This is a genomic window from Bradyrhizobium sp. 18BD, from assembly GCF_054185225.1.
Genome location: NZ_JAVAYL010000016.1, coordinates 39,094 through 66,029 on the forward strand (window position 1 = coordinate 39,094; position 26,936 = coordinate 66,029).

Annotated in this window: 29 protein-coding genes; 14 read left to right on the plus strand and 15 right to left on the minus strand. The window is 65.1% G+C overall.

Annotation, left to right across the window (positions count from 1 at the left end):
• Positions 1-8 precede the first annotated feature (8 nt).
• Entirely contained in the window at positions 9-401 is a 393-nt protein-coding gene (locus RAD16_RS26560) for a cytochrome C oxidase subunit IV family protein (RefSeq protein ID WP_458160789.1), read from the plus strand.
• A 24-nt stretch (positions 402-425) separates the two neighbouring features.
• Here RAD16_RS26560 and RAD16_RS26565 read toward each other — a convergent pair whose 3' ends face one another.
• From RAD16_RS26565 to RAD16_RS26575, 3 genes are read right to left on the minus strand one after another with little or no spacing between them, the layout of a single operon-like run.
• Positions 426-2,183 carry an NAD+ synthase gene (locus RAD16_RS26565; protein WP_458160790.1) on the minus strand — a complete coding sequence of 586 codons (1,758 nt, stop codon included), beginning with the start codon at positions 2,181-2,183 and terminating at the stop codon, positions 426-428.
• Between the two features lie 24 nt (positions 2,184-2,207).
• The gene (locus RAD16_RS26570) at positions 2,208-2,561 is read right to left on the minus strand and encodes a diacylglycerol kinase (RefSeq protein WP_326902188.1); all 354 of its coding nucleotides are present in this window, start codon (positions 2,559-2,561) and stop codon (positions 2,208-2,210) included.
• Between the two features lie 4 nt (positions 2,562-2,565).
• Positions 2,566-3,954: a class II 3-deoxy-7-phosphoheptulonate synthase gene (locus RAD16_RS26575; protein WP_458160791.1), complete on the minus strand. Its 1,389-nt coding sequence runs from the start codon at positions 3,952-3,954 to the stop codon at positions 2,566-2,568.
• A gap of 183 nt (positions 3,955-4,137) precedes the next feature.
• Here RAD16_RS26575 and RAD16_RS26580 point away from each other — a divergent pair, with 183 nt between their 5' ends.
• Complete coding sequence (locus RAD16_RS26580; protein ID WP_458160792.1) at positions 4,138-5,034, plus strand: alpha/beta hydrolase family protein; 897 nt, start codon at positions 4,138-4,140, stop codon at positions 5,032-5,034.
• 761 nt (positions 5,035-5,795) lie between these two features.
• On the opposite strand, the gene RAD16_RS26585 is transcribed toward RAD16_RS26580, so the two are convergent.
• Positions 5,796-6,569, minus strand: a complete 774-nt coding sequence (locus RAD16_RS26585) for an SDR family oxidoreductase (protein ID WP_458160793.1) — start codon at positions 6,567-6,569, stop codon at positions 5,796-5,798.
• The gene (locus RAD16_RS26590) at positions 6,569-7,216 is read right to left on the minus strand and encodes an NADPH-dependent F420 reductase (RefSeq protein ID WP_458160794.1); all 648 of its coding nucleotides are present in this window, start codon (positions 7,214-7,216) and stop codon (positions 6,569-6,571) included. Before RAD16_RS26590 ends, RAD16_RS26585 begins: the two co-directional genes overlap by 1 nt.
• Positions 7,217-7,316: 100 nt before the next feature.
• On the opposite strand from RAD16_RS26590, the gene RAD16_RS26595 reads away from it, so the two are divergent.
• On the plus strand, positions 7,317-8,210 hold the full coding sequence (locus RAD16_RS26595; RefSeq protein WP_458160795.1) for a LysR family transcriptional regulator: 894 nt from the start codon (positions 7,317-7,319) through the stop codon (positions 8,208-8,210).
• Positions 8,211-8,473: 263 nt separating this feature from the next.
• Here RAD16_RS26595 and RAD16_RS26600 read toward each other — a convergent pair whose 3' ends face one another.
• Positions 8,474-8,737 carry a hypothetical protein gene (locus RAD16_RS26600; protein ID WP_458160796.1) on the minus strand — a complete coding sequence of 88 codons (264 nt, stop codon included), beginning with the start codon at positions 8,735-8,737 and terminating at the stop codon, positions 8,474-8,476.
• A gap of 183 nt (positions 8,738-8,920) precedes the next feature.
• Positions 8,921-10,405 carry an aldehyde dehydrogenase family protein gene (locus RAD16_RS26605; protein ID WP_458160943.1) on the minus strand — a complete coding sequence of 495 codons (1,485 nt, stop codon included), beginning with the start codon at positions 10,403-10,405 and terminating at the stop codon, positions 8,921-8,923.
• Between the two features lie 113 nt (positions 10,406-10,518).
• Between RAD16_RS26605 and RAD16_RS26610 the strand changes: the two genes are divergently transcribed.
• The 3 genes from RAD16_RS26610 to RAD16_RS26620 all read left to right on the plus strand — a co-directional run bounded on the left by RAD16_RS26610 (position 10,519) and on the right by RAD16_RS26620 (position 12,513).
• Positions 10,519-11,601: a substrate-binding domain-containing protein gene (locus RAD16_RS26610; RefSeq protein WP_458160797.1), complete on the plus strand. Its 1,083-nt coding sequence runs from the start codon at positions 10,519-10,521 to the stop codon at positions 11,599-11,601.
• A 76-nt stretch (positions 11,602-11,677) separates the two neighbouring features.
• Positions 11,678-12,052, plus strand: coding sequence for a winged helix-turn-helix domain-containing protein (locus RAD16_RS26615; protein ID WP_458160798.1), 375 nt, complete (start codon positions 11,678-11,680; stop codon positions 12,050-12,052).
• 14 nt (positions 12,053-12,066) lie between these two features.
• On the plus strand, positions 12,067-12,513 hold the full coding sequence (locus RAD16_RS26620) for a hypothetical protein (protein WP_458160799.1): 447 nt from the start codon (positions 12,067-12,069) through the stop codon (positions 12,511-12,513).
• Between the two features lie 4 nt (positions 12,514-12,517).
• On the opposite strand, the gene RAD16_RS26625 is transcribed toward RAD16_RS26620, so the two are convergent.
• Positions 12,518-12,895, minus strand: coding sequence for a hypothetical protein (locus RAD16_RS26625; protein WP_458160800.1), 378 nt, complete (start codon positions 12,893-12,895; stop codon positions 12,518-12,520).
• A 110-nt stretch (positions 12,896-13,005) separates the two neighbouring features.
• Positions 13,006-13,584 (minus strand): hypothetical protein, encoded by a 579-nt coding sequence (locus RAD16_RS26630; RefSeq protein ID WP_458160801.1) that lies wholly within the window; start codon positions 13,582-13,584, stop codon positions 13,006-13,008.
• Between the two features lie 163 nt (positions 13,585-13,747).
• Between RAD16_RS26630 and RAD16_RS26635 the strand changes: the two genes are divergently transcribed.
• Both RAD16_RS26635 and RAD16_RS26640 read left to right on the plus strand, forming a co-directional pair.
• Positions 13,748-14,686 (plus strand): LysR family transcriptional regulator, encoded by a 939-nt coding sequence (locus tag RAD16_RS26635; RefSeq protein WP_458160802.1) that lies wholly within the window; start codon positions 13,748-13,750, stop codon positions 14,684-14,686.
• A gap of 102 nt (positions 14,687-14,788) precedes the next feature.
• Positions 14,789-15,736 (plus strand): helix-turn-helix domain-containing protein, encoded by a 948-nt coding sequence (locus RAD16_RS26640; protein WP_458160803.1) that lies wholly within the window; start codon positions 14,789-14,791, stop codon positions 15,734-15,736.
• Between the two features lie 9 nt (positions 15,737-15,745).
• On the opposite strand, the gene RAD16_RS26645 is transcribed toward RAD16_RS26640, so the two are convergent.
• From RAD16_RS26645 to RAD16_RS26665, 5 genes are all read right to left on the minus strand, one after another.
• Positions 15,746-16,330 (minus strand): TIGR00645 family protein, encoded by a 585-nt coding sequence (locus RAD16_RS26645; RefSeq protein ID WP_458160804.1) that lies wholly within the window; start codon positions 16,328-16,330, stop codon positions 15,746-15,748.
• Between the two features lie 46 nt (positions 16,331-16,376).
• Positions 16,377-17,015, minus strand: a complete 639-nt coding sequence (locus RAD16_RS26650) for a TerC family protein (protein ID WP_458160805.1) — start codon at positions 17,013-17,015, stop codon at positions 16,377-16,379.
• Positions 17,012-17,374, minus strand: a complete 363-nt coding sequence (locus RAD16_RS26655) for a hypothetical protein (protein WP_458160806.1) — start codon at positions 17,372-17,374, stop codon at positions 17,012-17,014. The genes RAD16_RS26650 and RAD16_RS26655 overlap by 4 nt, the downstream gene beginning before the upstream one ends.
• Positions 17,375-17,376: 2 nt before the next feature.
• Positions 17,377-17,838 (minus strand): TerB family tellurite resistance protein, encoded by a 462-nt coding sequence (locus RAD16_RS26660; protein WP_458160807.1) that lies wholly within the window; start codon positions 17,836-17,838, stop codon positions 17,377-17,379.
• Positions 17,839-18,227: 389 nt separating this feature from the next.
• Positions 18,228-18,608, minus strand: coding sequence for a nuclear transport factor 2 family protein (locus RAD16_RS26665; protein WP_458160808.1), 381 nt, complete (start codon positions 18,606-18,608; stop codon positions 18,228-18,230).
• Between the two features lie 185 nt (positions 18,609-18,793).
• On the opposite strand from RAD16_RS26665, the gene RAD16_RS26670 reads away from it, so the two are divergent.
• The 4 genes from RAD16_RS26670 (at position 18,794) to RAD16_RS26685 (ending at position 23,385) form a co-directional block, all read left to right on the plus strand.
• Positions 18,794-20,548: an MOSC domain-containing protein gene (locus RAD16_RS26670; protein WP_458160809.1), complete on the plus strand. Its 1,755-nt coding sequence runs from the start codon at positions 18,794-18,796 to the stop codon at positions 20,546-20,548.
• Positions 20,549-20,583: 35 nt separating this feature from the next.
• Positions 20,584-21,180 carry a redoxin domain-containing protein gene (locus RAD16_RS26675; protein ID WP_458160810.1) on the plus strand — a complete coding sequence of 199 codons (597 nt, stop codon included), beginning with the start codon at positions 20,584-20,586 and terminating at the stop codon, positions 21,178-21,180.
• A gap of 50 nt (positions 21,181-21,230) precedes the next feature.
• Positions 21,231-22,682 (plus strand): MocR-like pyridoxine biosynthesis transcription factor PdxR, encoded by a 1,452-nt coding sequence (gene pdxR, locus RAD16_RS26680; RefSeq protein ID WP_458160811.1) that lies wholly within the window; start codon positions 21,231-21,233, stop codon positions 22,680-22,682.
• Between the two features lie 73 nt (positions 22,683-22,755).
• Positions 22,756-23,385 (plus strand): FMN-binding negative transcriptional regulator, encoded by a 630-nt coding sequence (locus tag RAD16_RS26685; RefSeq protein WP_458160812.1) that lies wholly within the window; start codon positions 22,756-22,758, stop codon positions 23,383-23,385.
• 31 nt (positions 23,386-23,416) lie between these two features.
• Here the strand turns inward: RAD16_RS26685 and nhaA are convergent, their stop codons facing one another.
• Positions 23,417-24,652 carry a Na+/H+ antiporter NhaA gene (gene nhaA / locus RAD16_RS26690; RefSeq protein WP_458160813.1) on the minus strand — a complete coding sequence of 412 codons (1,236 nt, stop codon included), beginning with the start codon at positions 24,650-24,652 and terminating at the stop codon, positions 23,417-23,419.
• A gap of 188 nt (positions 24,653-24,840) precedes the next feature.
• Between nhaA and RAD16_RS26695 the strand changes: the two genes are divergently transcribed.
• Positions 24,841-25,668 carry a class II glutamine amidotransferase gene (locus tag RAD16_RS26695; protein ID WP_458160814.1) on the plus strand — a complete coding sequence of 276 codons (828 nt, stop codon included), beginning with the start codon at positions 24,841-24,843 and terminating at the stop codon, positions 25,666-25,668.
• Between the two features lie 20 nt (positions 25,669-25,688).
• Entirely contained in the window at positions 25,689-26,918 is a 1,230-nt protein-coding gene (locus RAD16_RS26700) for a carboxylate-amine ligase (protein WP_458160815.1), read from the plus strand.
• Positions 26,919-26,936 lie beyond the last annotated feature (18 nt).

Below are 26,936 nucleotides of genomic sequence, written 5' to 3' on the forward strand. Positions count from 1 at the left end.
GTCGGCGCATGACAAACGCGACAGTACACATGGAAGAACAGCTCCACGCTCCGGCGCACGGCTCAGTTGCAACAGCAGCCGTGCACGCCAAGGGGCAACAGCACCCGATCAAGCTCTACCTCGTGGTCTGGGGCTGGTTGTTCGTCCTCAGCACGTGCTCCTACCTCGTCGACTACTTTGGCCTACAGGGCTATCTCAGGTGGTCGCTGATCCTGCTGTTCATGGTGCTGAAGGCCGGCCTGATCGTCGCCGTGTTCATGCACTTGGCCTGGGAGCGGCTGGCCCTGGCCTATGCCATCCTGTTGCCGCCGATCGCGGTGATGGTCTTTGTGGCGATCATGGTGCTCGAATCCGAGTACACCCATTTCCTTCGGGGGCTGTTCTTCGCAGCCCCGTCGTAGCACCGGCGGGCCCAGTCGCTAACGTCACCCCTCGAACGCGTCGATCGAGGCGCCGTTGGCGCGCGAGACCAGCGTCTCGTCCGCCGCCGGCGACGGCTCGCCCTTGTCGCGAAAGCGGTTGGTGATGGGATAGCGGCGGTCGCGGCCAAAGTTCTTGCACGTCACCTTCACGCCGGGCGCGGCCTGGCGGCGCTTGTATTCGGCGACGTTGAGGAGATGGTCGATGCGCATAACCGTCTCGCGGTCGAAGCCGGCGGCGATGATCTTGTCGAGCGGCTCCTCGCGCTCGACCAGGCGTTCGAGAATGGCATCGAGCACGTCGTAGGGCGGCAGCGAATCCTGATCGGTCTGGTTCTCGCGCAGCTCCGCGCTCGGCGGGCGTGTGATGATGTCGGGCGGGATCACCTCGCCCGCAGGCCCGAGTGCGCCCTCGGGCTTCCAGCCATTGCGCAGCACCGCCAGCCGGAACACCTGCGTCTTGTAGATGTCCTTGATCGGGTTGAAGCCGCCGTTCATGTCGCCATAGAGCGTGGCGTAGCCAACCGACATTTCCGACTTGTTGCCTGTGGTCACCACCATCAGGCCGGTCTTGTTGGAAATCGCCATCAGCAGCGTGCCGCGGGTACGGGCCTGCAGATTCTCCTCGGTGATGTCAGGCGGCAGGTTCTTGAAGATGCCGGACAGGATGGTCTCGAAGCCGGTCACGGCTTCCGCGATCGGCAACACCTCGTAGCGGATGCCGAGATGGCCGGCGAGCTCGCCGGCATCCGCGATCGAGTGGGCCGCAGTGTAGCGATAAGGCAGCATCACGCCATGCACCTGATCGGCGCCGAGCGCATCGACCGCGATCGCCGCGCACAGCGCGGAATCGATGCCGCCGGAAATGCCGAGCAGCACGCCGGGGAAGCCGTTCTTGGCGACGTAGTCGCGCAAACCCAGCACGCAGGCGGCGTAGTCGGCCTTGTCGCCCTCGAGCAGCTCTGCGATCGGCCCGGCACAGCGCCAGTCGTCGCCATTGCGGGTGAAGCGCACCGTCGTGACGCTCTCCTCGAACGCCGGCAATTGCGCCGCCAGCGACAGATCGCCGTTGAGCACGAAGGAGGCGCCGTCGAACACCAGCTCGTCCTGGCCGCAGACCTGATTGAGATAGACCAATGGCAGGCCGCTCTCGGTGACGCGTGCGACGGCTACCGACAGGCGCACGTCGTTCTTGTCGCGGGCATAGGGCGAGCCGTTCGGCACCAGGATGATCTCTGCGCCGGTCTCGGCCAGCGTCTCGACCACGTTTTCGTAGTCCTCGGATTCTTCCAGCCAGATGTCCTCGCAGATCGGCACACCGATGCGCACGCCGCGCACCGTGACCGGTCCCGCGGCGGGGCCGCGCGCAAAAAGCCGCTTCTCGTCGAACACGCCGTAGTTCGGCAGATTACATTTGAAGCGCAGGCCGGTGATGCGGCCGCCGTCGAGCAGCGCGCAAGCATTATAGAGCCTGCCCTCCTCGACCCAGGGCGTGCCGACCAGCATGGCCGGCCCGCCATCGGCGGTCTCGCGCGCGAGACTTTCGATCGCCGCACGGCAGGCGGCCTGGAAGGCCGGCTTCTGCACCAGATCCTCCGGCGGATAGCCGGCGATGAACAATTCCGGAAACAGCACGAGATCGGCGCCGTCGGCGACGGCCCGCGCGCGAGCGGCGCGTGCCTTGGCGGCATTGCCCGCGATGTCGCCCATGGTCGGATTGAGCTGGGCGAGCGTGACCGCGAATGCGTTGAGACGTTCGGTCATGGCCACAGCACTCCGATTTCGTGGCTAGAGGAACCCCAACCGCTCGATGATGGCGATGATCCAGAACGCGCCGGCCATCAGCAACGCCACACCGACCGCGGCGGATCCCATGTCCTTGACCCGCCCGATCTGCTTGTCGTGATCCATGGTGAGACGGTCGGCGAGCTTCTCGATCGCGGTGTTGAGCAGTTCGACCGTCAGCACGAACGCAACCGAGCAGACCAGCTCGACCGCGCGCATCGCCGTCGCGCCGACGAACCAGGCCAGCGGCAGCGACAGCAGGAGCGCAAAAATCTCCTCGCGGACGGCCTGCTCCGACCGGAACGCAAAGGCCAGACCGTTACGGGAATTGATCGTGGCCTTCCAAATCCGCAGCAAGGTCTTACAGCCCCGCTGCGGCCGGCATCGGCTTGGTCTTGCCGGCGCGCTCCTGCTTGAGCAGCTCGGCGACCAGGAAAGCCATATCGATGGATTGCTCGGCGTTGAGGCGGGGATCGCAGACCGTGTGATAGCGGTCGTTGAGATCCTCGTCGGTGATGGCGCGGGCGCCGCCGAGGCATTCCGTGACGTCCTTTCCGGTCATCTCCAGATGCACGCCGCCGGCATGGGTGCCTTCGGCGGCGTGGATCGTGAAGAACGATTTCACCTCGGACAGGATGCGATCGAACGGCCGCGTCTTGTAGCCCGACGTCGAGGTGATCGTGTTGCCGTGCATGGGATCGCACGACCAGACCACCACCCTGCCCTCGCGCTTGACCGCGCGGATCATGTTCGGCAGATGCTCGCCGACCTTGTCCGAACCGAAGCGGCCGATCAGCGTCAACCGGCCCGGCTCGTTGTCGGGGTTGAGCACGTCGATCAGCTTCAGGAGCTCGTCGGGCTTCAGCGACGGGCCGCACTTCAGCCCGATCGGGTTCTTGATGCCGCGGAAATATTCGATGTGGCCGTGATCGAGCTGGCGGGTGCGGTCACCGATCCAGATCATGTGGCCCGAGGTCGCGTACCAGTCGCCGGTGGTGGAATCGACGCGGGTCATGGCCTGCTCGTAGCCGAGCAGCAGCGCCTCATGGCTGGTGTAGAAATCGGTGGCGCGCAGCTCGGGGTGGCTCTCCAGATCGAGGCCGCAGGCGCGCATGAAGTTGAGCGCGTCGGAGATGCGGTCGGCCAGCTCCTTGTAGCGGCGAGACTGCGGGCTATCCTTCAAGAAGCCGAGCATCCATTCATGAACGCTGCCGAGATTGGCGTAGCCGCCGGTCGCAAAGGCGCGGAGCAGGTTCAGCGTCGCGGCCGACTGGCGATAGGCCATCAGCTGGCGCTGCGGATCCGGCACGCGCGCTTCCTTGGTGAAGGCGATGTCGTTGACGATGTCGCCGCGATAGCTCGGCAGCTCGATGCCGTTCAGCTTCTCGGTCGGCGAGGAGCGCGGCTTGGCAAACTGGCCGGCGATGCGGCCGACCTTCACCACCGGCACGGCGCCGGCATAGGTCAGCACCACCGCCATCTGCAGCAGCACGCGGAAGAAGTCGCGGATGTTGTTGGCGCCATGCTCGGCAAAGCTCTCGGCGCAATCGCCGCCCTGGAGCAGGAAGGCCTCACCGGTCGCAACCCGGCCCAGGGCCTTCTTCAGATTGCGCGCCTCGCCCGCGAACACCAGCGGCGGAAAGGTTGCAAGCTGCGCCTCGACGTCGGCCAGGGCCTTGGCGTCGGGATATTCGGGCACCTGTAGCACCGGCTTGCTGCGCCAGGACTCGGGCGTCCACCGCTCGGACATCGCAATCTCTCCGTGAAGCAAAAAAACACAACCCTCTCTGTGGGTTGAGAGGGCCGCCTTATACACAGGCTGGCGCGACATCGCCAGTTGTAAATCCCTTTCGCACTGCAAACCCTTGCGGGGAAAGCCAAATTCGCATTTGCTGTGGGGCAGGCAAGAAAACCGGCAGGACACCTTCTGCCTATGGACGCGGCGCGCGACGACGTTTTCATCGACGAGATCAGCTTTCCGGCAACCGACGGGTATGCGCTGGCCGGTACGCTGTTCCTGCCGCGCGGCGCCAAGCGCCATGCCGTGCTGATCAATTCGGCGACCGCTGTCCCGCGAAAGATCTATCGCGGCTTTGCCTCGTACCTCGCCCATCGCGGCTGCGCGGTGCTCACCTACGACTATCGCGGCATCGGCGACTCCCGCCTGCCGGCGATGGTCGGCTACAACCGGCCGAAATCCCTGGTCGGCTTCAAGGCCTCGATGTCGGACTGGGCCGCGCTCGACGTCACCGCCGCGGTGCACTGGATGCGCGAGCGCTATCATGGCCTGCCGCTCGCCTATGTCGGCCACTCCTATGGCGGCCAGGCGCTGGGGCTGATCGCGAACAACAATGAAATCGCGCGCGCCGCGTTCGTGGCCTCGCAGGCCGCGACCTGGCGGCTGATGACCTCGCCGGAAAAATACCGCGTCTACGCCTTCATGAATCTTGTCGGCGTGCCGCTGGCCCATGCGCTCGGCTATGCACCGGGCTGGGCCGGAATCGGCGAGGACCTGCCCAAGGGCGTCTTCCTGCAATGGGCGGATTGGGTGTCGAGCCCGCGCTATCTGTTCGATTCAAAGCTGCCGGCGCTGGAGAATTTCGCCAACTTCAAGGGCGAGCTGCGCGCACTGTGCTTCACCGACGATCCCTGGGCGACGCGGCCCGCGGTCGAGCTGCTCACGAGCGGATTCACCGCGATCAAGCCGGAGGTGCTGACGGTGAAACCGTCCGACGTCGGCGCCAAGGCAATCGGCCATTTCGGCTTCTTCCGCCCCGAGCACCGCGACACGCTCTGGCGCGGCGTCGCGGAATGGCTCCAGGGCGAGTGAGGCACACCTTCGCGTCCTCGCGGCTTTTCTCACCCGAGCTTTGACCGATGCCTCACCCTCCATTGAAAGAGGGCGCAGGGAAGACCGGGGAGCCGGCTGGCTCCGATTGTCCGCTATGCCAAGCGTAGTCTGCGCTACAATGCACAGCGGGTAACAGGGCAACCGGAGCATCCCGGCCTTCCCTGCGCAGTGGTTGGAACGGCTTATGCCGTGCTCTCCCCGGGGAGCGATGCACTATTGCCCCCGTCGCCTTGCGGATGGCTGATGCGCGTGCCGGTTGGACCGCCACATCACCGCAAGACTTGGCGCACAGACCCCGGGCGCCAGGACGACACGATTTGGCCGTACGCCGGTCACACCGGTCGTGCGCGCGAGGTGTTCCGCTCACGGCTCTCCGCCCTGCGAAATCCCTCGCGCCGATGTGACCCACGCCCACCGCCGCCCGGCCCGCGTTCGTGACGATCGCGATACGCCCCTCTTCCTTGGGCCGGGTTGCGGCGATGGATACGCTGTTTCCGAATTTCGGTAAAGCGGAATATTTTCGATCGCGCGGATTGCCCCACGGCTCGCGTGTTTTGCCCGTCAGGCAACGCAATATCTGGTAGCCCGGACGACCGTCATGTAGCGCGCAATTTCAAATGTCACCTCGCGCAGCTTCAAATGTCACCCCCTCCCAGGCCGGGGCAGTTCCAATTCGAGCCATGCGGCTCCCCCGTAGGGACGCCGGCGATGGACACCGCATCGTTTTCGCAAAACCAAGGTCAGAAAATCCAATCGACCAACAGCTCGCCTCCAGAGACCTCCAGCACCGTGCCAGTGACGTACGGGTTGGTCATGAGGAAGACAGCCGCATGCCCGACGTCTGCGGGTGTTCCGAGCCGCCTGGCCGGGAAGTTGGCGCGGACTTTGGCCCGGATCTCCTCCACGGTCTCCGCGGGCAAAACATTCCAAAAGTCGGTGTCGACGAATCCGGGCCGGATAGTGTTGACCCGTATCGGGGCCAGTTCCAGAGCGAGCGATTGCGATAGAGATTCGACGGCTGCGAACGTCGGCGTGACCGCGGCCAATCCGAATTTTGCCCGGGCCCCGGCGCCGCCCGTAAGAAATGTCATCGAGCCGCCAGCCTGCAGGTATGGGGCGGCGTGGCGGGCGCAGGCCCAGGTACCGAGGAATTTGCCTTCCAGATAGCTGCGCACGCCACGCATGTCGGGATCCATGAACGATCCCCAAGATCCCAGCTCCGGTCCAGCCGTGACGACGAGATGGTCAAAGAAACCGATGGAATCGAACGCGGCTTTCACGGCCGCCTCGTCGCGAATGTCCAAAACGATCTGGTCGAACGAAGCCAGGTCCGGCCGCTCCTCCGTGGATATGCGGCGGCGGCTGGCAACGGTGACAGCCGCGCCCATGTCGTGGGCGGCCTGAGCCACCCCGAGGCCGATCGCCCGTTTACCTCCGACAACGACGACGCGCTTGCCAGTGAGGTCGAATGACGGCGCCGGCGAACGTGCCTGCTCGTATGCGAGATTACTCATCACTTGTGTCCTTTCATTCCTGCGAGGTCAGCGAACAGCAGGGCCTGACGCCAGCCCGCCGGACTCGTTCTCATGGCTTGGCGAAACGCGTCGGCCATCGTCTCCGCCAGCCACGCCGATTCCAGCCCGCCGAGATCCACCGCACCGAGCCCGATGTCCGCCGCCAGGGTAGCAGCCACGGTCTTTGCCTCGGCGTCGTCGCCGGCGAGGAATACCTGTGCCCCGGACGACCTCAGTCGCTCGGGATCTTCCTTGAGCAACCGCATCACTACCGTATTGAACGCTTTCACCACGCGCGCCCGCGGCGCAGCCGCCTGGAGACGTTCGGCGAGACTTGGGACTTCGGGACGAGGCGAGGCATAGCTGCCATCAGGACCGGGGCCACGGTTGTTCGGGTCGACCACGATCTTGCCTGCAAGAATATCGGGGTCGGTCGGCATCACATCGCGGGGGGTCCATAGCACCACCTCGCCGAATGCTGCAGCTTCTTCCTGCGATGCCGCGCGCGCATCGGCGAGGCCTGTCACCGCCTCCGCCGCGCGAGCCGGATCGCGCGAGCCGAAGGCAACCGCGTGACCCGCGCGCGCCCACGACGTCCCCAGGGTCTGCCCCACCGGTCCAACGCCCACAATCCCAATGCGCATCATCGCTCTCCCATTTCAGATGCCCCGATAGTGAGGCGCCGGATCACGCGGGGGTAGTACAAATGGTGTTGCAACTGAGCCTACATAATGTATCGAATGCAGGATGGATACATTGCGCGCCGCCGTAGTGGTTCTTAGAGTTGCCGAAGCCGGCTCCTTCGCAGCAGCCGCGCGCCTGCTCGGCGTAACGCCGGCCGCCGTCGCCCGTCTCGTCGGCCGCTTCGAGGCGGCGCATGGTGCCCGGCTGTTCCGCCGCTCGACCAGGGCCCTCTCCCTTACCCCCGACGGTCAGCGCTTCCTCGCCGAGGTCCGCGGCCCGGCCCTCGCGCTTGCGGCGGCCGCCAGCCGGCTCGGTGCCCCGGTCGGAGTCGCGGGCACGGTGCGCGTGACCGCCGCCGCCTCGCTTGCTCCGACTCTGCTGCACGCCCTTGCATTGCTTCTGGAACGTCATCCGGCGCTACGCGTGGAGCTTGCCCTCGACGACCACTTCGCCGACCTCGGCGGAGGCCGGTGGGATCTTGCGGTTCGGATCGCACCTCGTATCGCCGACGCCAGCGTCCTCGCCCGGCGGCTGGCTCCATTGCCGCTCATCACATTCGCCTCTCCCACCTATCTTGCTAAACACGGCGTGCCCAAGGCCCCCGATGACCTCGTACGGCATCGGCTGATCGGCGTGCGTCTTCCGGCGACGGGGCGCATGATGCCCTGGCTGTATCGTGCACCCGGCGGCACGCGGCGCCTTCAGCCCGATTTCGCACTCATCGTGGACGGATCGGACGCCATGCGCGCAGCTGCTAAGCTCGGGACCGGGATCGCGCAGGCAGGCTCAGAGAGCACAGCCACGCTCCTCGCTTCCGGCGAACTTGTGACGGTGCTCGACGCCCACGCGCCGCCTCCCTGGGCTGTGTGGATGCTGCGCGCCCCGGGGCCCGCAGGATCAGCGCTCACTGCAGTCATGGACGCGTTCGTAGCGGCGTTTCGGCCGCTGAGGAAATGACGCCAAAGCGCCATCCGTTCTCTGATTGCGCAATTCCTTTGCAGGGGAGATATCGCCGGCAGCTCATTCAAGTGATGATCGACAACGCAATGTTTCAGGCCTGACGAGGCGATCAATTCGCAAAGATGAGCTGCGCTTAGCTCGCCGATTTTTATAAGTCGGCCGCTGCATCCGTGGTGGTCAGACCTCTCAAGCGCAACTCCTCGGCCGACTGATTTCCGCTTCGAGCGCGAGCTGGAAGCCGCCGGCGCGGGCTGCGTGACTTACCGGATGATCGTCGTCAGCGACGAGTAGCGCCTGTTCGGCTTGGTCTCAGTTGCCGAGAATTGCGCGAAGGCGTCGCTGACGCGTGCGGCCGGTGTAGTCCCGTCTGCAAAGCGGAATTCCTTTGGCTTCGGCGCGTAGAAACTGGCGCTGTAATAGGAATCATCGAAGCGCGTCTCGGCGACGCCGAACAATGCGTCGCAGACGAACAGGAGCGCGTAGACTCCCGCGATCGCCACGACGATCTCCTTGAAAATTGACATGCAAATGCCCCAGCCTTTTGCGGTGAGGATGCACGTCGGTTCCAAAGCCGGGGTTTAAGGCAATAGCCTTCTTGTCCGCAGGGTTTGCCGCCGCTGAGCGGATTGCAGACAATTTTATCGATCTCAAAAAAGAGCCCGCCTGACCGGATCAGGCGGGCCCAGGATTGGCCGATCGGGAGGTTATCAGACGGCCAGATTCATCCACACCGCCTTCGGCTCGGTGAAATTGTCGATCGCGGCGGTGCCGTGCTCGCGGCCGAGGCCGGAGTCGCGCTCGCCGCCCCAGGGCAGGCGCACGTCGGTGTAGCCATAGGTGTTCATCCAAACCGTGCCGGCACGCGCCCGCTTGGCGAAGCGCTGCAGCTTGCCGATATCGCGGCTCCAGACGCCGGCGGCGAGGCTGTAGGCCGTGCCGTTGGCGATGCGCAGCGCATCCGCTTCGTCCCTAAACTTGATGACGCTGACAACGGGGCCGAAAATCTCTTCCTGCGAGATCCGCATCTCGTGCGCGACATCTGCGAACACGGTCGGGCTGATGAAATAGCCGCGCTCGCCGATGCGCTCGCCGCCGGTGACGAGCGTCGCGCCCTCCTTCTGGCCGATGTCGACATAGTCGAGGATCGACTTCATCTGCTTCTCGGAGATAACCGGGCCGAGTGCGGTCTTGCGATCGAGCGGATCGCCGATTCTGATCGACTTGGCGCGGGCGGCGAGACGCTCGACGACCTCGTCGTAGGCCCTCTCCTGCACCAGCACGCGCGAGCCGGCCGAGCAGACCTGGCCGGCATTGAAGAAGATGCCGGAGGCCGCAGCCTTGCTGGCGGCTTCGAGATCGGCGTCGTCGAAAATGACGTTGGCGGACTTGCCGCCGAGCTCAAGCGAGACACGCTTGAAGTTGCTGGCCGCGCCCTTCATGATTCCACGCCCCACCCCCGGCGAGCCGGTGAAGGTCACCTTGTCGACGTCAGGGTGATTGACCAGCGCGTCGCCGACGACGCGGCCGGGACCGGTGACGACGTTGAAGACGCCCGCCGGCAGGCCGGCTTCGAGCGCAAGCTCGGCGATGCGCAGCGCCGACAGCGAGGTCAGCTCGGCCGGCTTCATCACGATGGTGCAGCCGCAGGCGAGTGCGGGAGCAAGCTTCCACATGCCGATCATCAGCGGGAAATTCCACGGCACGATCGCCGCGACCACGCCGACCGGCTCGCGCATGGTGTAGGTCAGCGCATCGTCGCGCACCGGCACGACGTCGCCGCTGATCTTGTCGGCCCAGCCGGCGTAGTAGATCAGCGTGTCGACCGCGGCCGGAAAGTCCTGGCGTATCGTCGCGGAGATCGGCTTGCCGGCATCGATCGACTCGAGCTCGATGATCTCGTCGGCGTTGCGCTTGAGCAGGTCCGCCCAGCGCATCAGGATCTGGCCGCGCTCGGAGGCGCGCATCGTGCGCCACGGGCCTTCGAACGCGCGGCGCGCGGCGGCCACGGCGAGCTGGACGTCGGCCTCGCCGCCCTCTGCGACGGTGGCGATGACCTGCCCGGTGGCGGGATTGAGGGATTTGAAGGTGCGGCCGGAGCTCGCAGGCACGCGGCGGCCGTCGATTAGGAGATGCTGCGGCCGGGCCATGAACTCGGTGGCCGGCGAATGCGCAAAGTCATATGCAACAGACATCATATTTCCTCCTGTTCTGGTATACCAGACTAGGCGGCTATTGGCCGGAGTAAATATGATATGGTCTGCAAATGGACGCCCCACATATGAAGCGTAGTTCATAAGGATATCAGATGCTTCAGATCGAGATCGAGGCTGTCTGGCGGTTCCGCCGGGAGGGCAGCCCGCGCACCGCCGTCATCATGCTCGGCGTGCTCAACGAAATCCGGAAGACCGGAAAGATCACGAGCGCGGCCAGCGATGCGGACCTGTCCTACCGGCATGTCTGGAATCTGATCGAGCAATGGTCGGAGTTCTTCGGAACGCCTTTGGTCGAGACCCACCGCGGCAAGGGCTCGAAACTCACGCCGTTCGGGGAACGGCTGGTGTGGGCCGGCGAGCGCATGCAGGCGCGGCTCGGGCCGCAGCTCGAGAACCTCGCGCAGGAGCTCGCGAGCGAGATCAAGCCGTTCCTCGAACAGCGCCCCTCCGTGATCCGCGTCCACGCCAGCCACGGCTTTGCGGTGGCGAAGCTGCGCGAATTCCTCGACCGCGAGCCCGGCATCGGTGTCGATCTGCGCTATGTCAGCAACCAGCACTCGCTGGTCTCGCTGGCGCAAGGAGCATGCGATCTCTCTGGCCTGCATCTGCCGCACGGCGCGCTGCGGGCGCAAGGCATCAAGGCGGCGCGCGAATGGCTCGATCCGCGCGAGGACCGAATCATCAGTTTCGTCACCCGCGAGATGGGCCTGATGGTCGCGCGCGGCAATCCGCTGCGGATCGCCTCGCTCGATGACCTCACCAGACCCAATGTCCGCTTCGTCAATCGCGACCATGATTCCGGCACGCGCCTGTTGTTCGACCAGTTGCTCGCCGCGAACGGCATCGACGAGAGCAGGATCAACGGCGCGCAGCAGATCGAGTTCACCCACGCCGCTGTCGCCGCCTATGTCGCCAGCGGCATGGCCGATGCGTGCTTCGGCGTCGAGGCGGCCGCCCGCCAGTTCGGTCTCGATTTCATCCGCATCCTCACCGAGGATTATTTCTTCGTCTGCAAGCGCGCCTTCCTCGATACCGCCCCGATGCAACGCATCCTTGAAATCATCCGCAGCGCCGATTTTCGTGCCGCCGTCGCCACCCTGCCCGGCTACGTGCCGTCGGATACCGGCACGGTAACAGGCGTGAAGGCGTTTCTGGAGATGCACGCCGTGCGATGACGCCGCATGCAGGGCCGTCATCTTGTCTGCGACGGGCAAGAGTGGCAATCTCACAAAGCAGAGCCCAGAGATCCCCATGTCGCGCGCGAGCGCCAAATCGCTTCCCCAACTGAGCCTTCGGATCGACCTCGACAATGAGGATCGGATCGGGCCCGGCAAGATCGAGCTATTGGAGCAGATCCGCGAGCAAGGTTCGATTTCGGCGGCCGGCCGGGCCATGGACATGTCCTACAAGCGCGCCTGGGATCTCGTCGACGAGATCAACCGCATCTGCGGAAACCCCGTGGTCGAGCCGCAGGCCGGCGGCAAGAACGGCGGCGGCGCAATGCTCACCCCCTTCGGCGAAAAGCTCGTTGCGCGCTACCGCAAGATCGAACGCGACGCCGCGCGCGCCGTGCACAAGGAGCTGGAAGCGCTCAAGAGCGACATCGCCCGCTCCCGCAAGTCGTGAACGGATGGGCCGAGATGACGGATCAGTTAAAGTTTGCCGCCCTTCGTCGGATCGGTAGCGCAAATCCGCAGAAGCTGGAGCGACACTCATTTGATTTCGTCGTAAATGGAGTATCTCTGTTCGAAGCCACCCAAGCTTTCGAATACGATATGTGCGGCTCTCTCTCGAACCCGCAGTATGAACGAGAGATAGCTCGACGGATCAATAAAAGAACGGCTGCTATGTTGACTTCGGATGTGCCTGTCGGCGGGCACCGTGTGGCTCTGTTTGTCTGCCCCGAGTGTGGCGACTTCGCTTGTGGCGCCATTACTGCGCGTGTTGCTCGAACCGAGCGCGGCGTGCAGTGGTCTGAATTCGCATATGAAAATGGATCTGACGCCGCCTCTAAGCTCGGCCTCGGGCCTTTTGAATTCGAGTGGGCCGCTTACTTGAGCGAAATTGAACGCTCGAAAACCGATTGAGCCCCTAATTCGGCCGCACCGACATTTCCGGCATCGGCTGGGTCAGGGCCTCTCCCAACAGGCTCTGCTCATCCCTGGGGATCGCGAAGCGAACCTTGAAGCCGTCCTCGGTCTGGAGCGTGATGATGCGCTGGGTCGTGTCGGTCGACTGCTCGATTGCCCAGGACGCCAGCGGATAGGCGTAGCGCAGGCTCTGGTTGCCGTAGCGGGCCTTGAGCGCCGCCTCCAGCAATCCCGGAAGCGTCATGATCAGCGCGCCGACCTGGTTGAGCGAAACGCTGACGGCTGCAGGGTTTCCCGTCACGTCCTCGAAGTGGAGTGCGATGGCGCCGCCGTCAGCCGCCACCTCGCATGTCGTAAGTGATCTGACCTTGATTTCCATCGAAAGCTCCGCAGCGCGGGTCCGCTATATCTATAGAGATATAGCGAAACAGCCGAAGAGGTCCAGCCTGCTTTTTTGAACCTCTCCAGCCAAGCACCTCGCGGCCGGGCTCAGATCACCGGTTCGTCCTTGAGCGCCGACACCACCTGCTCGCCCCGGTCAGTCAGGCGGTAGGTCACCAGCGGGCGGCTCGACGGCGGCTTGCGGTCGATCTCGACGATGTAGCCGCGCACCATCAGCGCTTCGAAGCTGCCGTAATAACCGAACATGCTGATCTCGTGCTGCTTGAGCAGCTTGAACTCGCGCAGCAGGCGGATCTCGTTGCCCGAGAGCAGCGACCTGCGCACCCGCTGCACGAAACGCGCGCGCTGCTCGAACCAGGCTTGATCGGGCAGTTCGTGCGAGACCGGTGCCGGATCGCGCTCGCAGGGGCGTGCCTCCGGCGTGACTTCAGCCATCACAGGCGGCAGCCACGGCATGCTGCTGACAACCGCGTCCCTTGCGACGTCGAGCAATGCGATCGACCAGCGCCGTTTGTTATCCACCATGACCGGCGGCGGCACGACGTTGTCGCGCACCAATTGCTCGAAGCGCCCCGCGGTCACGCCGACATAGGCCGCCGCGCGGCGGCGATCGACCAGCCGGGCGTCCGGCCCGGGCTCCAGCTCGCAAGCGATGTTCTCGTCCACCCCAAATCCCCCGACGCGTCGTTGCGCGAGGCCGGGCGGCCCCCATCGGGGGTCCGTCCGAGCCGGCGGCGAACCTAGGGGCGAGCGGCGCTCTCGAAAAGCATAGAATTTCGTACATGTTGATGCCGTTTCGGCAACAGCTATAGTCGCCCCAAGGGGTCCCATGCGCTTTCATTCACCGGCCATCCAATATTTCCACGCAGTTCGCCGCACCGGCTCGATCCGGGCCGCGGCACGTGTCCTGAACGTTGCCTCCTCGGCCGTCAGCCGCCAAATTCTCAAGCTTGAACAAGAGGTTGGATCGCCTCTGTTCGAGCGCAATGCGCGCGGCCTGACGCTGACGACGGTCGGCGAGATGCTGGCCCGCCACGTCATGAACGTGCTGCAGGATCTCGACCGTTTCCGCTCGGACGTGGCGTCACTGTCCGGCGCCTGGCACGGCACGGTCAGCATCGCCTGCATCGAGTCGCTCACCGAGTCGGTGCTGCCTGACCTGATCGCCTCGCATCGCGGCCGGGCCCGCCGCGTCAGCTTCACCACCGAGGTCAAGGGATCCTCCGACGTGCTGGAGGCACTGAGCCGCGGCGAGGCCGACATCGGCATCGCCATCGCGCTCAAGCATCCGCCGGACCTGCGCCAGGTCGCCTTGAAGCGCTTTCGCCTCGGCGCACTGGTCGCGCGCGAGCATCCGCTGGCGCGCCGCAAGACCGTCACGCTGGCGCAGTGCCTCGCCTTCCCCGTCATCCACGCGCTGCCGGAGCTGTCGATCTATCATCTGCTCCAGCCGCTGATCGCGCAGCTCTCCGAGACGCCGGAGCCGGCGATCCAGGCCAATTCGATCGACCTGATGCGCGAGCTCGCCGCGCGCGGCGTCGGCGTCGCCTTCCAGACCCAGCTCGGTATCAACAGGCTGTCGCGCGACGCGCAGCTCGTGTTCCTGCCGCTCGACAATGGCGGCAGCCCGGTTTGGTCTGATCTCGGCATCTATGTCCGCGCCGAGCGCACCCTGCCAGCTTTCACGGAATCATTTCTGCAGGAGCTGGTGCGGGAACTGGGCGAGCGCGAGCGACGGGAGAACGCGGCGTATCCGCAAGTCACGTGAAGGTGGTTGGCAGTAGTTTCCCGGAATAGGGCCGGCGAGCAGCCGTCTGATACCTTCAGTGCTTAAGTCCCATCCAATCCTGACACCGTCCCGTATCCCGAAATGCCGGTACGTCAGCTAACACCTTCGCGCATCCTCCGCATTGAGCGCTTTTCGGACTTTGACGAGTTTCGCGCCAATGATGTGCTCGGCCTCGGCATCAGCACGCCGCTTCGCCCGCATGATGTCACGCTGTCCCGCGCCATCCTGCCGCTCCGCGACGGGCTCTTCGTGCTCCAGCGCGCCTTCGCCCGCCGTCTCGAGGCCGATGTCGGCACCGACCGTGGCATCGGCCTCACGGTGCCGTTCTCGTTTCACTCGATCACCAACGGCCGCGAGATCGACAATTCCATGGTGAACGTCGTCCGCGGGAAGGCTCCGATCGATTCCATCGCGTATGGCACGAACACCTACCTGATGCTGCGCTTCAACTCGGACATGCGTCATCGCGGCTGGGCAGACTATGACAGCGGTCTCGCCTACTTCCGCTCGCACGACGCGGCGATGGCGCGCATGCGGGCCACGATCATGAACATGTTCTGGCTGGCCTCCAATCTCGACGACCCCAGGGAGTTCGAAGCCCTCAACCGACCGATCCAGGAGACGCTGCTCGCGTGTCTCGACGACACGCTGGTGCCGGCCGACGGGCTCGCCGCGCGACACGGATCGTTCGATCGACACCGCAAGCTGATCGCATGGCTCGACGATGCGGTGGCCACGTTCGGCAGCCGCCCGCTCTACAGCGAGGATCTCGCCGCCGTTCTCGGTGTCTCCGTTCGCACGCTCCAGACCGCCACGCGCGCCGTGCATGGCTTGAGCCTGCATCACTATCTGCGCCTCAAGAGGCTATGGGCCACCCGCGTCCAGCTCATGACCAGAGGTGCCGGTGTCAGCGTCAAGGCTGCAGCCCTTGGCAACGGCTTCTGGCACTTGGGTGACTTCTCGCGCGGCTACAGGCAGGCATTCGGCGAGACGCCTTCGGAGACGCTGGCGCGGGGCCGGTGTCTCTGATCTTTTGCGTCAGTGGTGACCGTTCCCCTTGCGGTGGCCGGTCTCGCTGAGGCGGTCGACCCAGGCGATGCCGATCGCCGAGATGATGAAGGTCAGGTGGATCAGGACCTGCCACATCACGCCGCTCTCGGTGAAGTTGCTGCGCGTGGTGCCGAGATTGCCGGCCTCGATGAAGGTCCGCAACAGTGAGATCGAGGAGATGCCGATGATCGCCATCGCGAGCTTGATCTTCAGCACGCTGGCATTGACGTGGCTCAGCCATTCCGGCTCGTCCGGATGGCCGTTCAGGTTCAGGCGCGAGACGAAGGTCTCGTAACCGCCGACGATCACCATGACCAGCAGGTTCGAGATCATGACGACGTCGATCAGTCCGAGCACGACCAGCATGATCTGTTGCTCGCTGGCGTCGAAGGAGTGCACGACCAGGTGCCAGAGCTCCTTGAGGAACAGCAGCACGTAAACGCCCTGGGCGATGATGAGGCCGACATAGAGCGGCACCTGCAGCCAGCGCGAGCCGAAGATCAGCTGGGCGAACGGACCGATTTGCGGCCGCGGCGCAGGCGCGGCCGCATGTGCTTTGGCTTCAGACGTCATGGTCACTCCGGATTGCAGGCAGGATGCGTCGCCTAAGAATTGAGCCTCAGAGACTCGCGATGACGGGCGCAAGCTCGAGCGAGCCCCGATAGATCATCTCGAAGGCGACGTAAACGATGATGGCGAGACCGACATAGGCGATCCAGCGCTGCCTCTGAAGCACGCGGCCGAGCAGGTCGGCGGCAACGCCCATCAGCGCGACCGACAGCAGCAGGCCGAAGGCGAGGATGTAAGGGTGCTCGCGCGCGGCGCCCGCGACCGCGAGCACGTTGTCCAGCGACATCGAGACGTCGGCTGCGACAATCTGCAGCGCCGCCTGCCCGAAGGTTTTCCGCGGTGCAGGCGCAGCACTGGTGCCACCACCATGGCCGAAGGCAAGCTGGCTGGAATGCGCCGCCTGCTCGCGCAGCTCGCGCCACATCTTCCAGCACACCCAGAGCAGCAATATGCCGCCGGCGAACAGCAGGCCGATCACCTGCAAGAGCTGGGTCGCGATGCCGGCAAAGACGATACGCAGCGCGGTCGCGGCGACGATGCCGACGACGATGGCGCGGCGGCGCTGATCGGCCGGCAGGCCGGCGGCGGCAAGGCCGATGACGACGGCGTTGTCGCCGGCGAGCACGAGGTCGATCAGGACGACTTGAAGCAGCGCGGTCAGCGCCTCAGCGGTGATGAATTCGGTCATGATTGATCAGGTTTCGGTGCGGACGGATCGAGCCATTGCGGCTTGCGCCGTTCGATCCAGTCGAAGACCTTTGAACGGGAGGAGCGCAACGCGGGCACGTCCTCGGCGAGCAGCGCAAGGCCGAGCGGCAGCATCCAGATGCCGAGCACCGGCAGGAACGAGAACACGCCGCCGACGACGAGCAGCGCGCCCGAGGGAATCCTCACCCAGCGGCTGGACGGCTTGAGCAGATAGGAGACGGTGCCGCCGAGGCGTGGCGGCAGCCGATGGACGAGCTTGTCGAGGCGCGGGTCACCGCCGGCCATCTGGCCGGTGCCGCCCTCGGCTCCCGTCGTCCGCTCGTCCGATACCGTGCTCATGCTCACTCCTTTGGGGTGGTGCTCGCCGCACCCGGCCCGACCTGCTTGGCCTGCGGCAGCACCAATGTCAGAAGCCGCAGCAGCTTGATCGCCTGCACTTCATGGGGATGCACGTCGTCATCCGCAGCCGCAACGCGCTCCGACAGCTCCATCAGATGCGACGAGAGCGGCATGTTCGAGACCGGCCGCAGCGTGTCGATCACCACATTGGCAAAGTCCGGCTCTTCCAATCGTTCCGCCAGCTCGTCGAACATCGCAAACAGCCGTTCGTCGCTGATGTGCGGCGCCAGTCCGCGATCCCTGATGAAGCGGATCACCTCGTCGCGCTCGACCGGCGAGACGCGACGATCGGCCACCGCGACGAGCGCGCCGGCAATGACCAGCGCCACCGCGGCCCGCTCGTTCAGGCTGGTCGGTTCGGTGATCTCGATCTCGACGGGATTGGAATATTTGGCGTCAGACATCTTTGCTCCTCAACGTTGCGAAATGGCCGCGCGGAGCTGTGATGGGGACGATTGGGTCGGAAGGAACTAAAGTAGGCCCGACGATCGGCCGATCCATCGCATTCGCGCGGGACAGGTCATCCGACATCGCGAGGTTTTGCCGACATTCGTCGGCGTCCTCGCCAGAGGGGCCCGGATTCTTGTTCTCCTCAGACTTAAAGCCGGGTCTGTCGGAATCAAGGCGCACCGGCTGCGACCAGCCGCCGCATCGGGTTCCGTGTTGACGGATTTGGTTAAGCAATGGTGCGCAGCTCTTCCCACGTCATTGCGAGCGGAGCGAGGCAATCCAGACTGCCTCCGCGGACAGATTCTGGATTGCTTCGCTCCGCTCGCAATGACAGCGTGCCCGCCTATCCCACCCGCTCCACCAGATGCGCGCGCGACGGCGCCGGGTCGAACCTGTCGCCGAAATATTGCGTCTCGTGCACGACCAACCCGCCCTGGAATTCCATGATGCTGACGACGTAGGACGGCACCCCGTCGTAGGTCAGGACGAATTCGCTGACCCAGAGATCGCCGCCGCCGACGATCCGCCGTACCGTGAAGCGCTTCTTGTTCGGCTGCACGAAGCGGCTCTGCTGAATGTTCCGGCGGCCACGAATGCGCTCGCCGGACTGTGGATAGTCGAGCACGGCGTCGTCGTGATAAATCACATGCTCGGCGTCAAAATCGTTCGCGTCCGACGCGTCCCAGTGGCGCTGGAGCGCCGCCAATGTGGCCTGGTCATCCATCGCAATCTCCCGCCTTGCGGTTCCTATTCTCTAGATCGGAGCACGGAGAGCCGGCGGCAAGACTGCCTCGCAACGTCTAACAACGACTAACGCGCCAAAGAGCCGGGGTGGATGCAGATTGACGACGGAGCGATCCGGAATCCGCCGGCTCGCGACGCCTCGCTGGTCAACCCGGAGAACAAGGCATGGCACGTTTGCTGTCCGTTAATGTCGGCCTGCCGCGCGACATCGCCTGGCAAGGCAGGACGGTCCATACCGGCATCTGGAAGGCCCCTGTCGAAGGCTCCCGCCGGGTGCGGCGGCTCAACATCGATGGTGACGGCCAGGGCGATACCGCCGGTCACGGCGGCGAGCATCGTGCGGTGTTCGTCTATCAGGACGATTCCTATCGCTACTGGCAACAGCATCTCGGTCGCTCGCACCTCGTCCATGGTCAATTCGGCGAGAATTTCACCGTCGAAGGCCTCGCCGACGCCGAGGTCTGCATCGGAGATCGTTACAGAATTGGCTCGGCGCTGTTCGAGGTGACGCAACCGCGCGTCACCTGCTACCGGCTCGGCATTCGCATGGAGGAGCCGGACATGGCCGCGCTGCTGGTCAAGCACGGCCGGCCCGGCTTTTATTTTCGTGTGATCGAGGAGGGCGACGTCGCGGCCGGCGACGAGATCGAGCAGATCGCGACCGGCCCTGAACGCATGAGCGTGTTCGAGATCAACGCCTTGCTCTACCTGCCCCCTCACCCGCGCGACCGCCTCGAGCGCGCGCTGCGGATTCCCGCGCTGAGCCGCGGCTGGCGCCATTCCTTTGAGGCGCTGCTCAGGCAGAAGGACGATCCGGCGACAGGAAATGCGGGGCTCGGCCCGGCGGCGAGCCCATCACCGGCCTGGCGCGGCTTTCGGCCGTTTCGCGTCGCGCGCAAGATCGCCGAAACCAATGACGTGACATCGCTGGTCCTTGAACCCGCGGACGGACATCCCGGAGCCGTCGCTCTTCCCGGTCAGTTCGTCATCGTCAGGCTCGGGCCTGCCGGCACGCCTGCGATGACGCGCAGCTATTCACTGTCGCGCCACGCCGATGCGGCGTCCTATCGCCTCAGCATCAAACGCGAGGCGCATGGCATCGCCAGCACCTACATCGCCGACGCGCTCCAACCTGGCGACGTCGTACAACTCGGCGCGCCACGTGGGAGTTTCACGCTGCAGCCGAGCACGCGGCCGGTTGTCCTGCTGAGTGCCGGCATTGGCGTGACCCCGGTGCTCGCCATGCTTCACGCGCTCGCAGCCGAAGGATCGCCGCGAGATGTCTGGTGGCTGCACGGCACCCGCAACGGCCGCGAACATGCCTTCGCCACCGAGGTGCGCGCGCTGCTGGCAGGGCTCTCTCACCATCACAGCCACATCCGCTACAGCACGCCCGATCCCGGCGATCGTCCCGCGGTCGATTTCGACAGCACCGGACATCTGGATCTGCCCCTGCTCCAGCGGCTCGATCTGCCGCAAGACAGCGACTTCTATTTGTGCGGACCGGCCGGCTTCATGAGCGACCTCACAGCCGGCCTGAGTGGATGGGGCGTCGCGCGCGATCGCATCCACACCGAGCTATTCGGCGCCGGGCCGTCGCTGACGCCCGGCATCGCCGCTTCACTGAAGACGCCCCCGCATGTGCCGGCTGGCGCACAGGGTCCGGGGCCCATGGTGTCGTTTGCGCGCAGCGGCCTCAATGCCTGCTGGGGACCGTCCTACGCCAGCCTGCTCGAGCTGGCCGAAGCCTGCGACGTCCCGGTGCGCTGGTCATGCCGGACGGGGGTGTGCCACAATTGCGAGAGTGGGCTCGTTGCGGGCGACGTCAGCTATCAGCCCGACCCGCTCGACGCACCGGCAGACGGAAATGTCCTGATCTGCTGCTCACGGCCGCAGGGCGACATCGTGATCGATCTATGAAAGCGTCCGCATCATTGCGGCAGATGGAGAGTTTCATGCGAGCAGACATGGTCACCGGAGCGACCTTCCCGGATTACGAGCTCAGCGACCACACCGGCAAGCACCGCAAGCTCTCGGAGCTGCAGGCAGGCGATCCCATGGTGCTCGTGCTCGGCCGCGGCGGCTTCTGTCCGAAGGACCGCCGCCAGACCGAAGGGCTGGTGCAGCTCCATCGCGAGATGGAGGTCGGCTATTGCCGGCTGGTCACGATCACCACCGACACCATCACCCAGACCAACGAATACCGCACCGGTGCGGGAGCGCACTGGCCCTTCCTGTCCGATCCCAGGCGGACCGTTCAGAAGGATCTCGACATCGCCGAATACACCGACCCGATCCACAATCCGATGATTCCCCATGTCATCGTGCTGGAGCCCAACTTACGCATTCACAAGATCTACAACGGCTACTGGTTCTTCGGTCGCCCGACGCTTGAAGAGCTTCGCCAGGACCTCAGAGCCGTCAGCATGATCTGCCGTCCGGACTGGGACATCACGGCGCCCGGGTTCAGGGCGCAATGGGACCAGGGCCGCAAAGAGTATTTTTACCCTTACGGCAAGGCTTACGTCGAAACGCTCGGCGAACGGGATTAGAAACACATTCCAACCTCGTCGGTCCGGAGCGATGCCGGCCTGGAATGTGAATGATGCAGAAGAGAACCAATCCGGGCCACATCGGCGCGCGCCATATTTACGAAGCACTGCGCGACCAAATCATGGCGCTCGTGTACGGGACCGACGGCCTGTTGCCGTCGTCGCGCGCGCTTGCGAGCGAGATGGGCGTGGCGCGCTCCACCGTCACAATCGCCTACGAGCAGCTCGCCGCCGAAGGCTTCATCGAGACCCGCCATGGCGCGCGGCCGCGCGTGGCCCGTGCCGTCGTCGCACGCGGACGCACGCGCATCTCGTCCCCGCCGGCGCGCAAGCTGCGGCTGTCAGCGTTCGGCGAGCGGCTGCGGCAGGACCCGCCGCGCTGGACCGAGCCGCCGCGCGGGCTCGTCGCAAACTTCCGCTATGGCGAGCTCGCACCATCGGACTTTCCGGTGCTCGCCTGGAAGCGCGCGGTGACGGCGGCTATGGCGCACAGGCCCGAACGGCTCGCCTATGACGACCCTTGCGGGTCGTTGCGGCTGCGCACTGCGCTTCAGGGCTATCTGTGGCGCTCGCGCAGCATCCGCTGCGAGGTCGATCAGATCGTCGTCGTCAATGGCTCGCAGCAGGGCCTCGACATCTGCGCGCGGCTGCTGCTCGATGCCGGCGACCGCTTCGTGATGGAGGACCCCGGCTACCAGATGGCGCGGCACACCTTTGCCGCGACGGGCGCCGAGACGGTGCCTGTTACGGTCGATGCCGACGGCCTTCAGACCGCGCTGCTCGACGGCATCGCCGCCCGCCTCGCTTATGTGACGCCGTCGCACCAGTACCCGCTCGGCGGCGTCATGCCGATCGGGCGCCGGCATCAATTGCTCGCCTGGGCACGCAAGAACGACGCTTACGTGGTCGAGGACGATTACGACAGCGAGTATCGCTACGACACCAAGCCGATCCCGCCGCTGCATGCGCTCGAAGGCAGCGACAACGTGATCTATCTCGGCACCGTCTCCAAGACGCTCTCTCCTACGCTGCGGATCGGCTATCTCGTGGTGCCCACGGGGCTGCGGTCGCTGTTTGCCGCCGCCAAGCAGATCATGGACCGGCACACGCCGCTCATCGAGCAGGAAGCGCTCGCCGCGATGCTCGAAAGCGGCACCTATGAGAGCCACATCAGGCGCGCGCGCCGTCGCAACGCCGAGCGCCAGCAGGCGCTGGTCGACGCGCTGCGCCGCCGGTTCGGCGATCGCGTCAGGATCGAGGGCACCGCCGCGGGCCTGCATGTGGTGGCGTGGTTCGATGACCTGCCGCAGAAGCGCGAGGATGCGCTGGTCCAGGCGGCCCGCGCCAAGGGCGTCGGCATCTATCCCGTCTCCGCCCTGTTCGCAGGCCCCCGCCCGGCGCGGAAGGCGGTCGGCCTCGTCATGGGCTATTCGGCGCTGGAAGTCGCGCAGATCGAGCGCGGCTGCAAGCTTCTCGCCCAGGCCGTCGCCGAACTGGACTGATTAAATCTATCAAAACTGGCCGTTTCATATAGGCCAGATTGCCGGTATCTCCGGACCGAAACGGAGACACGCCATGTACATTCCCCCGGCCTTCAGGGACGACGACATCGAGAGCATCCGCGCGACCATACGCGGTGCCCGCCTCGCCAGTCTCGTGACGGCCACCAGCGAAGGCCCGGTCGCCACGCCCCTGCCGCTGTTCCTCGACGAAAGCGAAGGCGAGCACGGCGTGCTGTACGGGCATGTGGCGCGGGCCAATCCGCAATGGAAGCTACCGCCGATCGGCGATGCGCTCGCGATCTTCTCCGGGCCCGACGCCTATGTGACGCCGTCCTGGTATGCGACCAAGCAGGAGACCGGAAAGGTCGTGCCGACCTGGAATTACGTTGCCGTGCACGCCTACGGCCCGGTCGAATTCTTCCAGGAGCCCGAGCGCCTGCTCGATGCGGTCACGCGGCTGACCAGCAAGCACGAAGGCCCGCGCGCAAAACCCTGGGCGGTCAGTGACGCACCCGCTGACTTCGTTGCCGCGCAATTGCGCGGGATCGTCGGCGTGCGCATTCCCGTCGTGCGGTTCGAGGGCAAGCGCAAGATGAGCCAGAATCGACCCGAGGCCGACCGCATCGGCGTCGCGCAAGGTCTTGCGGCGAGCGACAACCCGCACGATCAGGAAGCCGCGGCCCTGATCTCGCTTCCGGCCTGAGGTGTCAGTGTCCGCGCAAGCGGACATCGCCTCAGTCTCCGATCGCCTTGCGACGTCGCTGGGCGTACTCGGCGCCCCATCCAAGGCCTGACGTCACGGAGATGAGCGAGCCGAGCAGCACGCCGAGCTTCGCCGCATCCAGCAGTTTGTCGTCGGTGAAGGCGAGCATGGCGATGAAGATCGACATGGTGAAGCCGATCCCGGCCAGAAGCCCGATGAGCCAGACGCCGCCCCAGCGGACGCCGGGTGCCAGCCGGCATCCGCCAACGCGCACCGCAAGCCACGTCGCGCCGATGACGCCGATCGGTTTTCCCGCGCACAGCGCAAGGCCAATGCCGAGCGTTACGAATTGGGCGCCGCCGGCCAATTCAGCACCCCTGAGTTCGACACCGGCGTTCGCCAGCGCGAACAGCGGCATGATTGCGTAGGCGACCCAGGGATGCAGTGCCGTCTCGACGCGGACGACGGGCGGCAATCGTTCCGGATGCGCCGCGCGCACCGGCGTGATCAAGCCGAGCACGACACCTGCGAGAGTGGGATGAACGCCGGCCACAAGGAAGCCTGCCCAGACGACGAAGGCCGGCAGAACGTAAGCGAACGCGGAGTCGAAGCCGAGCCGCTGAAGCCCGAGCGCTAACAGCACGCCGAGCGATGCCACGATGAAGCCGTTGAGATCGAGCCCGCCGCTGTAGAACAGTGCGATGATGAGAACCGCGATGATGTCGTCGATGATGGCCAGTGCAAGCAGGAAGACCCTGACATTGGCGGGGATCGATCGTCCGAGCAGCGCGAGCACGCCTACCGCAAAGGCAATATCCGTCGCAGTCGGAATCGCCCAGCCATGGCTGCGCCCGGCGGCATTGTTGAAGCCGAGATAGACCAGCGCGGGGACGACGACACCACCGGCGGCAGCCAGCACCGGCAGTATCGCCTGATCGAACCTGCTGAGTGCGCCTTCGTGGATTTCACGGCGGATCTCCATGCCGACAACGAGGAAGAAGATCGTCATCAATGCGTCGTTGATCCAGAAATGCACCGAGCGGGCGAACACGAACTCGCCAAGGCGAAGCGTGATCGGCAGGTTCCAGAGGCTGTGATACGAATGGGCGAAGGGTGAGTTGGCCCACAGCAGTGCGGCAGCGGCAGCCACCAGCAGCACGATGCCACCGACAGCCTCCACATGCAGGAAATGCTGGAGACTGTTGAGCGCTCGCTCGACGAAGGGGGCGGATTTGGGCAGGTGTCTGCCGGGCAGCTGGTCGTTCATGGGCACACGCATTCTGCGTGGCGGCCCGACCATCGCTTGACCTGTCGCCGCACCAATGCAGCGAGCACCCGGAGGCTGTTCTACACAGCGGGGGCAATAAGGCAACCCCGCCTGCTTCGGCGGGAACCACCATCCCGTCAGCCGTGTTGGTGCGTCTCAGCACGGATCCACCACCGACAGGAACCCGCATGTGCCGCTGGATCGCATACCGGGGCGAGACCACCTCGTTCGAGCCTTACGTCACCGAGCCCGAGCATTCGTTGATCGCGCAGAGCATCCGCTCGCTGCAGTCGACGGCGGGCTCGAATGGCGACGGTTTTGGTCTTGGCTGGTATGGCGAGCATCCCGAGCCCGGCCTCTATCGCGAGACGCGGCCGGCCTGGTCGGATGAAAACCTGCGCTATCTCTGCCGCCATCTACGCTCGCATCTGTTCTTCGCCCATGTGCGCGCTGCGACCGGCACCGCGGTGACGCGGCAGAACTGCCATCCCTTCGCCTGCGGTCAGTGGATGTTCATGCACAACGGATTCGTCGGAAGCTGGAACCGGCTGCGGCGAAAGGTCGAGGCGCTGATCCCCGACGCCTATTATCCGTCGCGGCTCGGCACGACCGATTCCGAAGCCGTGTTCCTCGCCATGATGGGGGCCGGACTCGAGAACGATCCGCTTGGCGCAACACGCGCCGTGCTGCAGTCGCTCGTCGGCCTCGTCAACGAAGGCGGGCTGCGCGAGCGGCTGCGCTTCACCAGCGCGATCGCCAACGGCCGGGATCTCTATGCGTTTCGCGTCTCGGTCAATGATGCCGCCAACACGCTTTATTTTCGTGAGGACGGCGGCCAGGTCATCGTCGTCTCCGAGCCGTTCGATAAGGAAACGGACTGGACCGAAGTGCCGCCCAATCACGCCCTGATCGCGCGCGCATCCGAAAGCGCGAAAATTGTTCCGTTCGACCTTGCACTTTCCAGTGGGTCCGAGGCGGAACCGGCACGGGTCAGACGGATTATAGCCCGCAGGTAATACCATCGCCGGGCGGCACGATGACATTTGCATCAGACGTTATGAAACTGCTGCGGCTGGATTCGTCCGGCGGCACGCAACACCTCGTCATTCGCTCCGCCGGCGGGCGCGGCAAGGCGGCGGAATATTCGTTCGGCATCGAGGAGGAGTATTTCCTCGCCGATCGTCGCACTTTCGAGGTCGCGATCGAGACGCCGAACGCGCTGTTCGAATCGGCCAACTGGTCGACCGGCGGCCAGGCCATGCGCGAGATGCTGCAATCCCAGCTCGAGGTCGCGACCAACGTCCATGTCGATGTCAATGACGCGCGGGAAGAGCTGAGGTTCCTGCGCCGCGAGGTCGCCAACGTCGCCGCGCAATACGGCTTCGTCATCATGGCCTGCGGCACCCATCCGACCGCGATCTGGCGCATGTCCCAGCCGAGCCCGAAGCCTCGCTACGAGGAGATGATCGAAGATCTGCGCAGCATCGGTCACCGCAACATGATGTGCGGCATGCATGTGCACGTGCAATTGCCCGATCCCGAGAAGCGGATGGCGGTGATGCGGGCGATGCTGCCGCATCTGCCGCTGTTCATCGCGCTGTCGGCCTCCTCGCCGTTCTGGAATTCGCACAAGACGGGACTGAAGGGCTACCGGCTCGCCGCCTATTCCGAGCTGCCCCGCACCGGCTTGCCCGAGCTGTTCGAAACGAAGCACGATTACGACGACTATATCGGCGCGTTGCAGCGCTCCGGCGTGATCCCCGACGAGAGCCACATCTGGTGGGCGATGCGCCCGTCGATGAAACATCCAACGCTCGAGTTGCGCGCACCCGATACCTGCACCTTCGTCGAAGACGCGGTCGCCATTGCCTCGCTCTATCGCTGCCTGACACGCCATCTCTATCTGCGGCCGCATCGGTCCAGCGAGGTCACCGCGGTCGAGCGCGCGATCGCGGTCGAGAACAAATGGCGCGCCCAGCGCTACGGCACCGACTGCATCTTCGCCTCCAGGGACGGGCCGGTCACGATCTCGGAGCTTCTCTCCAGGATCATCGACCACACCGCCGGAGACGCGGCCGCGCTGAATTGCGCCGCCGAGGTCGAGCATTGCCGCACCATCGTTGAGCGCGGCAGCTCCGCCGAGTTCCAGCTCCGCACCTATCGCGACAACGGCGACGACATCGCAGCCGTGTCACGATGGATCGCTACATCTACGGTTTCAGGGACGAGCGCGCCCACCGGCCACGGTGCGCGGGCACCGACATAGCGCCCACGCAAGCTTTGG

What these genes read in the sequence shown, in the direction of transcription:
- RAD16_RS26560 (WP_458160789.1), top strand. Translation starts at nt 9, where the DNA reads ATGACAAACGCGACAGTACACATGGAAGAACAGCTCCACGCTCCGGCG.
- RAD16_RS26565 (WP_458160790.1), bottom strand. Translation starts at nt 2,183, where the DNA reads ATGACCGAACGTCTCAACGCATTCGCGGTCACGCTCGCCCAGCTCAAT.
- RAD16_RS26575 (WP_458160791.1), bottom strand. Translation starts at nt 3,954, where the DNA reads ATGTCCGAGCGGTGGACGCCCGAGTCCTGGCGCAGCAAGCCGGTGCTA.
- RAD16_RS26580 (WP_458160792.1), top strand. Translation starts at nt 4,138, where the DNA reads ATGGACGCGGCGCGCGACGACGTTTTCATCGACGAGATCAGCTTTCCG.
- RAD16_RS26585 (WP_458160793.1), bottom strand. Translation starts at nt 6,569, where the DNA reads ATGAGTAATCTCGCATACGAGCAGGCACGTTCGCCGGCGCCGTCATTC.
- RAD16_RS26590 (WP_458160794.1), bottom strand. Translation starts at nt 7,216, where the DNA reads ATGATGCGCATTGGGATTGTGGGCGTTGGACCGGTGGGGCAGACCCTG.
- RAD16_RS26595 (WP_458160795.1), top strand. Translation starts at nt 7,317, where the DNA reads ATGGATACATTGCGCGCCGCCGTAGTGGTTCTTAGAGTTGCCGAAGCC.
- RAD16_RS26600 (WP_458160796.1), bottom strand. Translation starts at nt 8,737, where the DNA reads ATGTCAATTTTCAAGGAGATCGTCGTGGCGATCGCGGGAGTCTACGCG.
- RAD16_RS26605 (WP_458160943.1), bottom strand. Translation starts at nt 10,405, where the DNA reads ATGTCTGTTGCATATGACTTTGCGCATTCGCCGGCCACCGAGTTCATG.
- RAD16_RS26610 (WP_458160797.1), top strand. Translation starts at nt 10,519, where the DNA reads ATGCTTCAGATCGAGATCGAGGCTGTCTGGCGGTTCCGCCGGGAGGGC.
- RAD16_RS26615 (WP_458160798.1), top strand. Translation starts at nt 11,678, where the DNA reads ATGTCGCGCGCGAGCGCCAAATCGCTTCCCCAACTGAGCCTTCGGATC.
- RAD16_RS26620 (WP_458160799.1), top strand. Translation starts at nt 12,067, where the DNA reads ATGACGGATCAGTTAAAGTTTGCCGCCCTTCGTCGGATCGGTAGCGCA.
- RAD16_RS26625 (WP_458160800.1), bottom strand. Translation starts at nt 12,895, where the DNA reads ATGGAAATCAAGGTCAGATCACTTACGACATGCGAGGTGGCGGCTGAC.
- RAD16_RS26635 (WP_458160802.1), top strand. Translation starts at nt 13,748, where the DNA reads ATGCGCTTTCATTCACCGGCCATCCAATATTTCCACGCAGTTCGCCGC.
- RAD16_RS26640 (WP_458160803.1), top strand. Translation starts at nt 14,789, where the DNA reads ATGCCGGTACGTCAGCTAACACCTTCGCGCATCCTCCGCATTGAGCGC.
- RAD16_RS26645 (WP_458160804.1), bottom strand. Translation starts at nt 16,330, where the DNA reads ATGACGTCTGAAGCCAAAGCACATGCGGCCGCGCCTGCGCCGCGGCCG.
- RAD16_RS26650 (WP_458160805.1), bottom strand. Translation starts at nt 17,015, where the DNA reads ATGACCGAATTCATCACCGCTGAGGCGCTGACCGCGCTGCTTCAAGTC.
- RAD16_RS26655 (WP_458160806.1), bottom strand. Translation starts at nt 17,374, where the DNA reads ATGAGCACGGTATCGGACGAGCGGACGACGGGAGCCGAGGGCGGCACC.
- RAD16_RS26660 (WP_458160807.1), bottom strand. Translation starts at nt 17,838, where the DNA reads ATGTCTGACGCCAAATATTCCAATCCCGTCGAGATCGAGATCACCGAA.
- RAD16_RS26665 (WP_458160808.1), bottom strand. Translation starts at nt 18,608, where the DNA reads ATGGATGACCAGGCCACATTGGCGGCGCTCCAGCGCCACTGGGACGCG.
- RAD16_RS26670 (WP_458160809.1), top strand. Translation starts at nt 18,794, where the DNA reads ATGGCACGTTTGCTGTCCGTTAATGTCGGCCTGCCGCGCGACATCGCC.
- RAD16_RS26675 (WP_458160810.1), top strand. Translation starts at nt 20,584, where the DNA reads ATGCGAGCAGACATGGTCACCGGAGCGACCTTCCCGGATTACGAGCTC.
- pdxR (WP_458160811.1), top strand. Translation starts at nt 21,231, where the DNA reads ATGATGCAGAAGAGAACCAATCCGGGCCACATCGGCGCGCGCCATATT.
- RAD16_RS26685 (WP_458160812.1), top strand. Translation starts at nt 22,756, where the DNA reads ATGTACATTCCCCCGGCCTTCAGGGACGACGACATCGAGAGCATCCGC.
- nhaA (WP_458160813.1), bottom strand. Translation starts at nt 24,652, where the DNA reads ATGAACGACCAGCTGCCCGGCAGACACCTGCCCAAATCCGCCCCCTTC.
- RAD16_RS26695 (WP_458160814.1), top strand. Translation starts at nt 24,841, where the DNA reads ATGTGCCGCTGGATCGCATACCGGGGCGAGACCACCTCGTTCGAGCCT.
- RAD16_RS26700 (WP_458160815.1), top strand. Translation starts at nt 25,689, where the DNA reads ATGACATTTGCATCAGACGTTATGAAACTGCTGCGGCTGGATTCGTCC.